This window comes from Ralstonia mojiangensis (genome assembly GCF_023955645.1).
Taxonomy (GTDB): Bacteria; Pseudomonadota; Gammaproteobacteria; order Burkholderiales; family Burkholderiaceae; genus Ralstonia; species Ralstonia mojiangensis.
Genome location: NZ_JAMXHU010000004.1, coordinates 344,272 through 357,442, shown reverse-complemented (window position 1 = coordinate 357,442; position 13,171 = coordinate 344,272). Strand labels below are relative to the sequence as shown.

Genomic DNA, 13,171 nt, shown 5'->3' with positions numbered 1-13,171 from the left:
GAGTGAGAGCAGACGGCAAACCTGCCGCAACCGTCATGCCAGCGCCGCGTCTATGCGCGCTTGCGGGTGGCCCGTTTGCCTGCCTCCTGCAGGAAGGCCACCGCACGCGGCTCCGTTGCGTACGCGCTATTGATGCGCACCCACGGAGATACCTCCAGATTCGGGCGGAAGTAGTGTCCGGGCGCCAACGTCACGCCGTGCTTCTCTGCGGTGGCCGCCAGATCGCGCGAATCCTCCACATGCGGCACCCGCGCCCACAGGAAGTTGCCACCCGACGGATGGTGAAACACCTCCCAGCCGGCGTCGGCCAGCACATCGAGCGACGCGATGACGGAGTCACCCGCGCGCTGGCGAAGCCGCTCCACATATTTGCGATAGGCGCCGCGCTCCAGCAGCGTGCTCACCACGGCTTCGGCAAAACGCGAGCCGCCCACGCTCGTGAGCATCTTCACGTTGGTCAGGTCGTGCACCAGCTCACGCTTGGCAATCAGGTAACCCACCGGCAGCGACGCCGACACCGTCTTGGAAAACCCGCCCACGTAGATCACTTGGTCGAGTTGGTCCAGCGTTGCCAGCCGCGCGGTGGGATCGGCCTGCAGGTCGGCAAAGATGTCGTCTTCCAGAAACGTGAAGCCGTGGCGCCGTGCCAGCTCAAGCAGCCGAAACGCGACCGGCGGCGACACGACCGAGCCGGTGGGGTTCTGCAGCACGCTGTTGATGAAGAACAGCTTGGGGCGGTGCTCGCGCAGCATCGCTTCGGTAACTTCCACGTCGGGCCCGTCGCTGCGGCGCGGAATGCCGACCAGCTTCACACCATGCAACCGCAGCAGGCCGAACACGGTGTAATAGCCGGGGTCTTCCACAAACACCGTGTCACCGGGTTTGAGCAGGTGGCGCATCACAAGATCGATCGCCTGGCTTGTGCCGGCGGTGATCAACACATTGGGCAGTTCCGCCTGGATGCCAAGCTGGCGTGCCCGCATCATGACCTGATGGCGCAGCGCCATGTTGCCCAGTGGCGAGGAGTAGTCGATCACCGCGTGTGTGTCGGTGCGAGAGACCTGGCGGATAGCCTGCGTCAGGCCGTCGACATCGCGCCAGTCGGCCGGCACGAAGCCGCCGCCGAGCTTGAGCATGCCATCGGGGTAACTGAACTGCTCGAAGATGTGTTTGGACTCGGCCTCTGCCCGGCGCGGGTCTGACCAGCCGCGCCCGTCGCGCCCGGTCAGGTTGCTCTCGGCCACATAGAAGCCGGAGCCGTGGCGCGAATCCAGCAGGCCCAGCGAGACCAATCGGTCGTACGCCTCGATCACCGGGAAGCGGCTGATGCCGTAATCGGCCGCCAGTTGCCGGATCGACGGCAGCTTGGCGCCGGGGCGCACGTCGTTGTCGCGGATCCACGCCTGCACGCCGGCCACGATCTGGTCGGCAATCGGCACGCGGGTGGTGGCATCGATGAGGAGTTTCATGGGCGCGAAGGCTTGTCTGGATGCTGCTGAACAGATGCACGTGACTGTTCAGTACTGTTCAGGCATTGTAGCCAAACACGCCAGAACGGGGCGGTGCGGATTATCACGCGGCGGGCCGCATTCTCCTCGGGACGATGCGCCGGGCTGGCTCCGTAAAAAGGGGGAGCCGGGCCATTCTTTCGCGCGTTTTGAGGCCGCATTCGGAAGCCCACCGAACACAAGCGACTCCGGCGATACTGGCGCCTTACGCCCGGCGCATATAAATCGGGCGAAGGCCATGCACCTTCAAAGGAGAGGAGACAGATGCGTACGTCGTTCAAACGCCGTGGAACCGTCGTGGGGCGGCTGTTGCGCCTGGTCATTGCGGTTGTGGTGTTGGTGGCCGCTTTCGTGGCGTTCAACACGTGGCGGCACAGCTCGCGCCAGCTCGATGTACCCGCTGTCACGCCGGTCGCAGTAGATGGCCCAGCCGCTGCGGCGCACTTGGCCGAAGCCGTACGCGCACGCACCGTGTCGAGCGCGACCGATGCGCAACTGAACGCCGACCAGTTCCGCCAGTTGCACGCCATGCTCGAGGCGCGCTATCCCAAAGCGCATGCCGTGCTGCAGCGTGAGCAAGTGGGCGACTTTGCGTTGCTCTACACCTGGAAGGGCTCCGACCCGTCGCTAAAGCCCATCATGCTGATGGCGCACCAGGACGTCGTGCCCATCGCCCCGGGCACCGAGGGCGACTGGACCCAGCCGCCCTTCGACGGTGTGGTGAAAGACGGCATGGTCTGGGGCCGTGGTGCATGGGACGACAAGGGCAACCTGATCTCGCAGATGGAGGCCATCGAGCTGCTGGCCGCCAGCGGCTTCAAGCCGCGCCGCACCATCCACCTGGCCTTTGGCGCCGACGAGGAAGTGGGTGGCGAGCGCGGCGCCAGGCAGATCGCCGCGCTGCTCAAATCGCGCGGCGAGCGTCTCGACTTCGTGATTGACGAAGGTCTGCTGATTACCGAAGGCGTGCTGCCGGGGCTCACCAAACCGGCGGCGCTGATCGGCGTGGCAGAGAAGGGCTTTCTCTCCGTGCAACTCAAGGTGGGGGCCACGCCGGGGCATTCGTCGATGCCGCCTCCGCATGGGCAGAGCGCCATCGCCATGATGAGCGCCACGCTCAAGCGGCTGGATGACGATCAATTGCCTGCCGGCATTCGCGGTGTTGCGCAGGAGATGTTTGCAACGCTGGCGCCCGAGATGCAGGGTTTCAGCCGCGTGGCACTGTCGAATCTGTGGCTGTTCGGGCCGCTGGTGCAGAAGCAACTGGAGGCGTCAGGCAGCTCCAACGCCATGCTGCGCACCGCGACTGCGCTGACCATCGTGCAGGCCGGCAACAAGGACAACGTGCTGCCCGGCCGCGCCGAGGCCACGGTCAACTTCCGCCTGCTGCCCGGCGACACCATCGCCTCCGTCACCGCGCACGTGGAAGATGCCGCCAAGGCGGCAGCGCCCCACGGCAAGTTCGAACTGAGCCGGCTGCCCGGTTCGAGCGAGGCCTCGCCAGTGTCGCCCACGCAGTCGGCGTCGTATCAGTTGATCAACAAGACGGTGCGCGAGCTGTTCCCGGGCACGGTCGTGGCACCCGGGCTGATGATAGGTGCGACGGATTCGCGCCACATGATCGAGATTGCCGACCATGTGTATCGGTTCTCGCCGGTGCGCGCCAAGCCCGAAGACTTGCCGCGCTTTCACGGCACCAACGAGCGGATCACCGAGGCCAATCTGGTGGAGCTGATCCGGTTCTACCACCGGCTGGTGCAGCAGGCGGCCGGGGCTTGATATCAGTGGGTCAGTGGGCGTTGGCCACCAGCGTGTCGATGTGCGGGTCGTTGGTGGCTTCAGGGCGGCGCAGTTGCGTGCTGCGGCTGCCGTCCACTGAGATGGCCGTGTCGCCGTGCACGGTCACGCGGCGTACCAGGCGCGGCTGGTTGCCGTAATCGTTGATGGCGTAGTGCTGCGTGGCGCGGTTGTCCCAGATGGCGACGTCATGCTGGCGCCATTGCCAGCGCACGGTGTTGTCCAGCCGCGTTACGCGGTTCTGCAGCAGTTCGAACAGCCGCGTCGATTCGCTTCCCGTCAGGCCCGTGAAGCGTTTGACGAAATGCCCGAGCAGCAGGGCGCGTTCGCTGGTCTCCGGGTGCACGTGTACCACGGGGTGCGAGGCTTCATACACCGAGGCGGTAAACACATCGCGGTGATGCCGCAGGCGTGCGCTGTCGATCTGCGTGCGCTCGGCACCGTAGTCGTAATCGTTGGTGTGCACGGCCCAGAGCTGCTCGGCAAGCTGCTTGAGCGGGTCGGGCAACTGCTCATAGGCGCGGGCGGTGTTGGCCCAGACCGTGTCGCCGCCGTAAGCAGGAATCGTCACCGCGCGCAGGATCGATACCTTCGGAAACGCATCGAGAAACGTCACGTCGGTGTGCCACGAGTCGGCACGGCCGCCGCCCTTTGATGCGTCGAGTTCAAACAGCTGCGTGCCGGTGGGCGCGGGCACGGTCGGGTGGGCGACGATGCGGCCAAAGCGCTTACCGAAGGCCTGATGCCGGTCATCGTCCAACTGCTGCTGGTCGCGAAAGAACAACACCTTGTATTTGAGCAGCGCCGCATACAGGCTCGCGAACGTGTCTTCCGTCAACTCGGCGCCGAGCTTGAGGTCGAGCACCTCCCCGCCGATATGCCCTGCCACGCGGCGTACGCGCAGGGTGCCGAACGTGGTGTCGATGGCGGTGTTGTGATCGGCTGGCATGGCGGCTCCGGCGGGAATGGCGATGGACCATGCTAGCCAGCCCGCGCTCGGCCGAGAACGAACGGTTTGACATATCCAAATGCAGTTCTGTCGGTCACGCCGATGAACTGTTCGCGAAAGATGCTGAACAGTTCAGCCAAACTGTTCGCAACTGTTCATGTCAACGGTTTGATCTGCCGCGCAAGATGGAACCGTGCCGATCAGCAGTCCCCATAAAAATCCACCACGAACCCCGGCACAGGAGTCTCAACCATGCGCGAAATCAGAATCTTCGAACTGGACCGGCCGGGCGTGCCGGTGAGCTGGCGGTCGGCACGGGCCCAAACCATCGCCGCGCAAGCCGGGCTGTTGTGGGTCACGCAAGAGCATCAGCGCCAAGACATCTGGCTCAAGCCCGGCCAGTCGATCGACGTGCCGGCGGGCGTGCGTTTCTGGCTGTCCGGTGAACCGATCGAGGGTACGCCGGCCCGCTTTGCGGTGACGGAAGACATCAATGCGCCGCGCCGCCTGCTGCGTTTTATCGGCTCGATGGTCGTGGCGGCATATCGGCAGATTCTGCGCGACGACGGGCAGGATGCCGCGCGTACGCCATCGGCACTGCGGATCGGCACCTAAGCCTTGCGTCAAGCAGGAAACACAAGCCGGAACTCGGTCCGCCCACCCGGCGGGCTGCTGGCCTGCACGCTACCGCCGTGCAGGTCCATGATGGTTTTGACGATGGCTAGCCCCAACCCGGTCGACTGGCTTGATTGCGCACCGGACTGCGCCCGCGAGGGGTCGCCCCGGTAGAACCGCTCGAACAGTAGCGGCAGCGCGGTCGGCGGAATGCCCGGCCCTGGGTTGTGCACGGCGATTGCGATCCCCTGCGGCGCTGTCTCGATCGTCACGTCGACGCGCTCGCCGGTGGGCGTGTGACGCAGCGCGTTGTCGAGCAGGTTGTTGATCGCCCGGCGCAGCAACGTGGCATCGGCGCGTAGTTGCGCATCGCCGTGCACCTCGATGGCGATGTCGCGATCGGCGGCCACCGCCTCGAAGTAATCGACCAGCACCTGCACCTCGTGCCGCGCATCCAGCGCCTCGATGGACAGCGCCACGCGCGCATGGTCGGCGCGTGCCAGGAACAGCATGTCTTCGATCATGTGCGACAGGCGCGCGTATTCCTCCAGGTTGGATTCGAGCACGCTGCGGTATTCCTCGCCTGTGCGCGGGTGTGCGAGCGTGACTTCAGTCTGGCCCACCAGATTGGCCAGCGGCGTGCGGAAATCATGCGCCAGGTCTGCCGAGAACTGCGAGAGCCGCGCAAAGCCATCCTGCAGGCGCGTGAGCATGGCGTTGAGCGATGCCAGCAAGTCGGCCAACTCGCGCGGCGCACCCTGCAGCGTGAGGCGCGTGTCGAGCTGGCTCGGCACCACGGCCGCTGCCTGACTGCCGATGCGTGCCAACCCGCGCAGCGTCCCGCGCACGAGCAGCAGGCTCAGCAGCGCCACCGCAGCCACGCCGCCAAGTACGGCAAACACGATGTGGCGCTGGTACTGGGTCAGCAATGCTGCACGGCTGTCGCCATCCTGCGCCACCAGCACGATGACGTTCCTGTTGTTCTGACCCAACCATGCCTCCGCGGCCACGGCGCGCGATGCCATGCCGGTCATCGAAGTCCATGTGTGTACGGAGGACTCTGACGGCGTTACCGCAGCCCCAATCACAGGCGGCATCTTCACCTGTTCTCCTTCGGGGTTCACCTCCACAAGGGTGCGGCCTTCCGGCGTGGCAATACGCAGGATCAGCCCATCGTGGCCCGACACCACATCGGTATAGCGGTGCGCGGTACGCACCAGATCGTCGGCGCTGGATGCCTCACTGGCCAGGTGGCGTAGCTGGGCGATCTTTCCGAGCAGCATGGCATCGTCGGTCGCGCGCAGCTGAGCGTTGAGCGCGAAGTACAGATACGTGCCAGCTGCTGTGAGCGTGACCGACGCCACCACCACAAACGCCAGCACGAGCCTGCCCGCAAGCGATGCGGGCCAGCGCATGAGCGAACCAGTGAGCGACGCCATTAACGGCCCACCGCGTCCAGCACGTAGCCCATGCCGCGCAAGGTGTGGATCAGCTTGTGCTCGAACGGATCGTCCACCTTGGCGCGCAGACGCCGGATCGACACGTCGACCACATTGGTGTTGCTGTCGAAGTTCACATCCCACACCTGCGAGGCGATCAGCGAGCGCGAGAGCACCTCGCCCGCGCGCCGCGCCAGCAGATGCAGCAGCGCGTATTCCTTGGCGGTCAGGTCGATGCGCTGGCCCGCGCGTGTCACGCGGCGCTTGATCGTGTCGATGGTCAGGTCGGCAATTTCGAGGATCTCGCTTTCACGCAACGGGCCGCGCCGCAGGATGGTGCGCACGCGCGCCACCAGTTCGGCAAAGGCGAAGGGTTTGACGAGGTAATCGTCTGCGCCCAGTTCCAGGCCCTTCAGGCGGTCGGCCAGTTCGTCGCGGGCGGTCAGGCACAGCACCGGCGTGCTCTTGCGACGGCGCAGTTCCTGCAGCACCTGCCAGCCGTCCATGCCGGGCAGCATGACGTCGAGCACGATCAGGTCGTAGTCATGCTCCATGGCCTGGAAAAGACCCTCGGGGCCGGTGCGGGCGAGGTCGGCCACAAAGCCGGATTCCGTCAGGCCCTTGAGCAAGTAATCGCCCGCTTTGGGCTCGTCTTCAACAATGAGCAGTCGCATGGTGAAAAGTGGCGCGCTGGTGTATCCGCCAATGCCGCCACGATATGCCAAAACCTCAGGCCGGGGCACAAAGATGACAAGTTTGTCATCTTCGAGTCATGCCCGCGTGGTGCACCGCTCCCTAGACTGGCTCCACTGACATCGCCCCCTCCCTGTTTGCTGGTGTCAGGCCTTTTGAAGGAGATTCTCATGGCGATTCGATTCCAACGTGTGCTTCCCCTGGCTGCACTGGCCGCAATGCTGGCAACCGGCACGGCCGTGGCCGCGCAAGGCAATCACGATGCCTGCTGCGCTCCGCAAGCCAAGTCGATGCTCGCGCCGCTGGCCAAGGCCGGTGCCCGTGACCCGTACACCGATGGTGCCCGGACCGGCACGCGTGATCCGTACACAGACGGCGCCGCGCAAACGGTGCTCGACGCCCGCGTTGGCGCGCGTGACCCTTACACCGATGGCGGCCTGAGCACCCCGCGCAGCCCGGATCCGTACACCGACGGCGCGATTGCGTAATGCGCCGTGTCCAGTCCGTCGGGGCAGCCCTCATGTGTCTTTTGGCTGCCCCGTTGGCCACCGCTGCGGCGACTGACCCCGTCGCTCCGGTGGCCCTTTCTATGCCAGGGGCGTCTGCGGTTGCGGCATCTGAACGCGTGACGTTGCAGCAAGCCGTTGAGCGCGCGGTGCAATCACACCCGGCATTGGCCGCTGCCGGCTATGAGGTGGCCGCCAGTGAAGGTGCACTCGACCAGGCCCGCCGCCTGCGCAATCCGGAAGCGGCCTTCACGACGGAAGACGTCCGCCGCGACCGCGCCACGATGACGGCGCAACTGAATATTCCGTTGGAACTGGGCGGCAAGCGCGGGGCCCGCACACGCGCCGCAGAAGTGGCACGAGACGCCACCGCGCAGGATGCTGCCGTGCTGCAGGCCGAGTTGCGCGCGGATGTCGCGCGGGCCTTCTTCGACTTGGTGATCGCCCAGGAGCGCCTGGCGCTCGCGCAGGCGTCGGATGCGTTGGCCGCCCAGGCCGAATCCGCTGCCGCGCGTCGCGTTCAGGCAGGCAAGGTGTCGCCCGTGGAGCAGACCAAGGCCGGCGTGGCCCGTGCCAGTGCCGCCATCGAGCTGCGTGACGCGAATGCTGAGTTGCTGGTCGCCCAGCGCGCCTTGGCGGCCTTCTGGGGCGCGCCTTCTGCCGCGCCCGAAGCCGACGGGAGCGCAGAGACGCTGCCCGTCGTGCCGCCCGAAGCGCGTCAGGCCACCGGCACGTTGGAAAACACGCCCCGCGCCATCCGCGCCCGTCTGGAGATCGACCGCCGCCAGGCACTCGCCAACGTGGAGCGTAGCAAGCGCGTGCCCGACGTAATGCTCACGGTGGGCGCCAAGCGCGACAGCGCCGCGAACAACAACATGGCGGTGCTCGGCATTGCCGTGCCACTGCCGTTGTTTGATCGCAACCAGGGCAGCCAGCTCGAGGCGCAGCGTCTGGCCGACAAGGCGTTTGAAGACTACCGCGCCCTGCAGCTTGAACAGAACGCCACGCTGGCGCAGGACGTGGCGCGGCTCGACGCGGCGCGCGACGCCGTGCAGTCGCTGCGGCAAGACGTGTTGCCCGGCGCGCAGCGCGCGTATGACGCTGCACGCATCGGCTTTGATGCCGGCAAGTTCAATTTTCTCGATGTGCTGGACGCCCAGCGCACGCTGTTCCAGGCGCGCGCGCAATACCTGGCTGCGCTGTCTCGCGCGCATCAGGCGGCAGCCGGCATCGATCGCATCCTCGGCCAGTAGCGCGGCCTTTCTCTTTCTGCAGACATGACACTTCCACCGCAACAACGGCGCGCCATCGCGCTCATCGTCGTGCTCGGCGCGCTGGCCGCTGCCGGGCTGTGGTTCGGCATGGGCGCGCGCCAGACTGCGACGTCCGAGGCTGAGGCAGCACCCGCACCCGCCGCCACAGAGCAAGCCGAGGCACCCCACGCCGAGACGCTTGCCATGACGGCGGAGGCCATCGCCAATGCAAAGATCGGTGTGGACACCGCAGGGGCGACCGAGTTGCGAACGGAGGTTGTCCTGCCCGGCGAGATCCGCCTGAACGAAGACCGCACCGCGCACGTGGTGCCGCGCGTGGCCGGTGTGGCCGAGAAGGTGGCGGTGGAACTGGGCCAGCGTGTGACCCGCGGCCAACTGCTGGCCGTGCTCTCCAGTCCCGCGCTGTCGGATCAGCGCAGCGAACTGCAGGCGGCCCAGCAACGCCTTGCGCTCGCGCAGGAAACACACGCACGCGAAAAGCGCCTCTGGGAGCAGGGCATCGCCGCCGAACAGGATTACCAGCAGGCGCGCACGTCGCTGCAGGAAGCGCGTATTGCGGCGGACAACGCCCGCCAGAAGCTGACGGCCATTGGTGCCGCGCCGGCCGGGTCGGCGTTGAATCGCTTCGAGCTGCGTGCGCCGTTTGATGGCGTGGTGGTCGCCAAGCACCTGTCGCAAGGTGAGGCCGTGCAGGCGGAGACAGCTGTCTTTACCGTGGCGGACCTGCGCACCGTGTGGGCGGACTTTTCCGTCACCGCCAAGGACCTGGAAGCGGTCACCACCAACGCTGCCGCCATCGTGCGCGCCACGGCCACGGACACCGCCGTGAAAGGCAAGGTCTCTTACGTTGGCACATTGCTGGGCGAACAGACCCGCACCGCGCCCGCCCGCGTCACGCTCGACAACCCGAAGCTCGCCTGGCGGCCCGGCATGTTCGTCAACGTGTCGGTCGAATCGGGGCGCGTGCAGGTGCCCGTGGCCGTGCGCGCCGATGCCGTGCAGACCGTCGATGAGAAACCATCAGTGTTTGTGCCGGTGCCCGCCGGCTTTGAAGTGCGCCCGGTCAAAACGGGCCGCACCGACGGCACCTGGACGGAAATCCTCGAAGGGCTTCCCGCCGGCACGCGCTACGCGGCTACCAACAGCTACGTGCTGAAGGCCGAAGCCGGCAAGTCCGCCGACCACGGCCACTAAAAGGAGGCGACATGTTTGAACGCCTCTTGCGTACCGTCATTGGACAGCGCTGGCTGGTGCTGCTGGCCGTGCTGGCGGCCGCCGCATTCGGCGCGTACAGCTATACGCGTCTGTCGATCGACGCCGTGCCCGACATCACCAACGTGCAGGTGCAGATCAATACGCCCGCACCGGGCTATTCGCCGCTGGAGACCGAACAGCGCATCACCTATGCGCTGGAAACCGCCATGGCCGGCTTGCCCAAGCTGGAGCAGACGCGCTCGCTGTCGCGCTACGGCCTGTCGCAGGTGACGGTGATCTTCAAGGAGGGCACCGACATCTACTTCGCGCGCCAGTTGGTGAGCGAACGTCTGCAGGCCGCAAAGGAGCAGTTGCCCGATGGCATTTCGCCGAGCATGGGGCCGGTCTCCACCGGCCTCGGCGAAATCTACATGTGGACCGTGGAAGCCGATGCCAACGCGCGCAAGCCCGACGGCACCGTTTACACCCCCGCCGACTTGCGCGAGCTGCAGGACTGGGTGATCCGCCCGCAGATCCGCAATGTGCCGGGCGTGACGGAGGTCAACACCATCGGCGGTTTTGCCAAGGAATTTCTGGTGGCGACGAGCCCCGAACGCCTGGCGTCATACAAGCTCACGCTGGCCGATGTGGTGACCGCGCTTGACCGCAACAACGCCAACGTCGGCGCTGGCTATATCGAGCGCAAGGGCGAGCAATACCTCGTGCGTGCGCCCGGCCAGTTGCGCGATGCAGCCGACATCGGCAACGTCGTGCTCGCCAGCCCCAACGGCACGCCGGTGCGCTTGCGTGACGTCGCCAGCATCGAAAGTGGCAGCGAACTGCGCACGGGCGCCGCCACCAGCAATGGGCGCGAGGTGGTGCTCGGCACGGCGTTTCTGTTGATGGGCGAGAACAGTCGCACCGTCTCGCAGGCCGTGGACAAGCGCATGCAGGAGATTCGCAAGACGCTGCCGGCGGGCATTCGCGTCGAGTCGGTGTACGACCGCACGGTGCTCGTCGACAAGGCCATCGCGACGGTCAAGAAGAACCTGCTGGAAGGCGCCATTCTGGTCATGGCCGTGCTGTTCCTCTTCCTGGGCAACCTGCGTGCAGCGGTGCTGACCGCGCTGGTGATTCCCTTGTCGATGCTGATGACGTTCAGCGGCATGGTGTCGGCCAAAGTGAGCGCCAACCTGATGAGTTTGGGTGCGCTGGACTTCGGCATCATCGTCGACGGCGCCGTGGTGATCGTCGAGAACTGCGTGCGGCGCCTTGCGCATGCGCAGGAATTACGCGGCCGACCGCTCACGCGCGCCGAGCGCTTCGACGAGGTGTTTGAAGCCGCCCGCGAAGCGCGCCGCCCGTTGCTGTATGGCCAGCTCATCATCATGGTGGTGTACCTGCCGATCTTTGCGCTCTCGGGAGTGGAAGGGAAGATGTTCCACCCGATGGCGATCACGGTGGTGCTGGCGCTGGCTGCGGCCATGATTCTCTCCATCACGTTTGTGCCGGCTGCCGTGGCCTTGTTCATTGGCGAGCGCGTCGCCGAGAAGGAGAACCGCTTGATGGGCTGGGCGCGCCGCATGTACGCGCCGTTGCTCGAGCGTGTCTTGGCCGCGCCGGCCGTGGTGCTGACGTTTGCAGCGGTGGCTGTTTCGGTCTCGCTGGTGGCAGCCACGCGCCTGGGTGCGGAGTTCGTCCCGAACCTGAACGAGGGCGATTTCTCCATCCAGGCCATGCGCGTGCCGGGCACGGGCCTAGCGCAATCTCTGGACATGCAGATGCAGATCGAGCGCGCGCTGAAGGCGAAGTTTCCCGAGATCGAGCGTGTCTTCGCGCGCACCGGCACGGCCGAAGTCGCGACCGACGTGATGCCGCCCAGCATCTCCGACGGCTACATCATGCTCAAGTCAGAGCGCGACTGGCCCGCTGGCCCCGACGGAAAACGCCGCAACCGGGATCAGTTGCTCGCCGACATTCGTGCCACGGTGGAAGCACTGCCCGGCAATGCGTACGAGTTCTCGCAGCCGATTCAGCTGCGCTTCAACGAGCTGATCTCGGGCGTGCGCAGCGACGTGGCTGTCAAGCTTTTCGGCGATGACATGGGCGTGCTTGAGGCGCAGGCTAGGATCATTGCCGCGCAGCTCGGCAAGCTGGCCGGCGCCACCGAGGTGAGGATCGAACAGACCGGCGGACTGCCTTTCCTGAACGTCGACATCGATCGTGACAAGGCTGCGCGCTACGGCCTCTCCATCGGCGCGATACAGGACACGGTGTCCGCTGCCATCGGCGGCAAGGACGCGGGCATGGTGTTCCAGGGCGACCGTCGTTTCGGCATTGTCGTGCGCCTGCCAGAAACCTCACGCAGCGACCCGGCTGCCCTGGGCCGCTTGCCGCTGGCGTTACCCAATGGCCAGGGCTACGTGCCCCTGTCCGATGTGGCCACGCTCAACGAAGTCACCGGCCCCAACCAGGTCAGCCGCGAAGACGGCAAGCGCCGCATCGTCGTCAGCGCAAATGTGCGTGGGCGCGACATCGCCTCGTTCGTCGAAGAAGCGCAGGCGGTGCTCGATGCGCAGGTGCGTCTGCCGGCCGGTTACTGGATGGCGTGGGGCGGGCAGTTCGAACAGTTGCAGTCGGCCACCGAGCGCCTGCAGGTCGTGGTGCCGCTGGCGCTGGGCATGGTGCTCACGCTGCTGTTCATGATGTTCGGCAACCTGAAGGACGGTTTGCTGGTGTTCTCCGGTATTCCGTTCGCGCTGTCGGGCGGCATTCTGGCGCTGGCGTTGCGCGGTATTCCGCTGTCGATTTCAGCGGCGGTGGGCTTCATCGCGCTGTCGGGCGTGGCGGTGCTCAACGGGCTGGTGATGCTGAGCTTTATCCGCAGCCTGCGAGAGAACGGCAAGTCGGTCGACGCGGCGGTGCGTGAGGGCGCGCTCACACGCTTGCGCCCGGTGTTGATGACCGCGCTGGTGGCGTCGCTCGGCTTCGTGCCGATGGCGCTGGCAACCGGCACGGGCGCGGAAGTGCAGCGTCCGCTGGCGACGGTGGTGATCGGCGGGATTCTGTCGTCGACGGCGCTGACGCTGCTGGTGTTGCCGGTGCTGTATCGGCTTGCCTATCGACGGGGGGATGGACGGGCGGGCGCCACGGCGCAGGCAGATTCGGCAGTGCCGTCTGCTGCGCCGTAACGGCG

Annotated in this window: 10 protein-coding genes; 6 read left to right on the top strand and 4 right to left on the bottom strand. The window is 66.1% G+C overall.

Features of this window, described 5'->3' with window-relative positions:
- Positions 1-50 precede the first annotated feature (50 nt).
- Positions 51-1,469: an aminotransferase-like domain-containing protein gene (locus tag NG898_RS18175; RefSeq protein WP_024977656.1), complete on the bottom strand. Its 1,419-nt coding sequence runs from the start codon at positions 1,467-1,469 to the stop codon at positions 51-53.
- Between the two features lie 303 nt (positions 1,470-1,772).
- Between NG898_RS18175 and NG898_RS18170 the strand changes: the two genes are divergently transcribed.
- A complete protein-coding gene (locus NG898_RS18170) occupies positions 1,773-3,287 on the top strand; it encodes a M20 family peptidase (protein WP_252693755.1) in 1,515 nt (504 codons plus the stop codon).
- A 10-nt stretch (positions 3,288-3,297) separates the two neighbouring features.
- Here the strand turns inward: NG898_RS18170 and NG898_RS18165 are convergent, their stop codons facing one another.
- The gene (locus NG898_RS18165; protein WP_252693754.1) at positions 3,298-4,254 is read right to left on the bottom strand and encodes a TauD/TfdA dioxygenase family protein; all 957 of its coding nucleotides are present in this window, start codon (positions 4,252-4,254) and stop codon (positions 3,298-3,300) included.
- Between the two features lie 252 nt (positions 4,255-4,506).
- Between NG898_RS18165 and NG898_RS18160 the strand changes: the two genes are divergently transcribed.
- Positions 4,507-4,869 (top strand): DUF2917 domain-containing protein, encoded by a 363-nt coding sequence (locus tag NG898_RS18160; protein WP_252693753.1) that lies wholly within the window; start codon positions 4,507-4,509, stop codon positions 4,867-4,869.
- A gap of 8 nt (positions 4,870-4,877) precedes the next feature.
- On the opposite strand, the gene NG898_RS18155 is transcribed toward NG898_RS18160, so the two are convergent.
- Together NG898_RS18155 and NG898_RS18150 are read right to left on the bottom strand one after the other, a co-directional pair.
- Complete coding sequence (locus NG898_RS18155) at positions 4,878-6,308, bottom strand: heavy metal sensor histidine kinase (RefSeq protein WP_252693752.1); 1,431 nt, start codon at positions 6,306-6,308, stop codon at positions 4,878-4,880.
- The gene (locus tag NG898_RS18150; protein WP_252693751.1) at positions 6,308-6,982 is read right to left on the bottom strand and encodes a heavy metal response regulator transcription factor; all 675 of its coding nucleotides are present in this window, start codon (positions 6,980-6,982) and stop codon (positions 6,308-6,310) included. Before NG898_RS18150 ends, NG898_RS18155 begins: the two co-directional genes overlap by 1 nt.
- A gap of 189 nt (positions 6,983-7,171) precedes the next feature.
- Here NG898_RS18150 and NG898_RS18145 point away from each other — a divergent pair, with 189 nt between their 5' ends.
- From NG898_RS18145 to NG898_RS18130, 4 genes are all read left to right on the top strand, one after another.
- Positions 7,172-7,489: a hypothetical protein gene (locus NG898_RS18145; protein ID WP_252693750.1), complete on the top strand. Its 318-nt coding sequence runs from the start codon at positions 7,172-7,174 to the stop codon at positions 7,487-7,489.
- 137 nt (positions 7,490-7,626) lie between these two features.
- Positions 7,627-8,760 carry a TolC family protein gene (locus tag NG898_RS18140; RefSeq protein WP_252693749.1) on the top strand — a complete coding sequence of 378 codons (1,134 nt, stop codon included), beginning with the start codon at positions 7,627-7,629 and terminating at the stop codon, positions 8,758-8,760.
- A gap of 24 nt (positions 8,761-8,784) precedes the next feature.
- Positions 8,785-9,975 (top strand): efflux RND transporter periplasmic adaptor subunit, encoded by a 1,191-nt coding sequence (locus NG898_RS18135; RefSeq protein ID WP_252693748.1) that lies wholly within the window; start codon positions 8,785-8,787, stop codon positions 9,973-9,975.
- 11 nt (positions 9,976-9,986) lie between these two features.
- Positions 9,987-13,166 (top strand): efflux RND transporter permease subunit, encoded by a 3,180-nt coding sequence (locus NG898_RS18130; RefSeq protein ID WP_252693747.1) that lies wholly within the window; start codon positions 9,987-9,989, stop codon positions 13,164-13,166.
- Positions 13,167-13,171 lie beyond the last annotated feature (5 nt).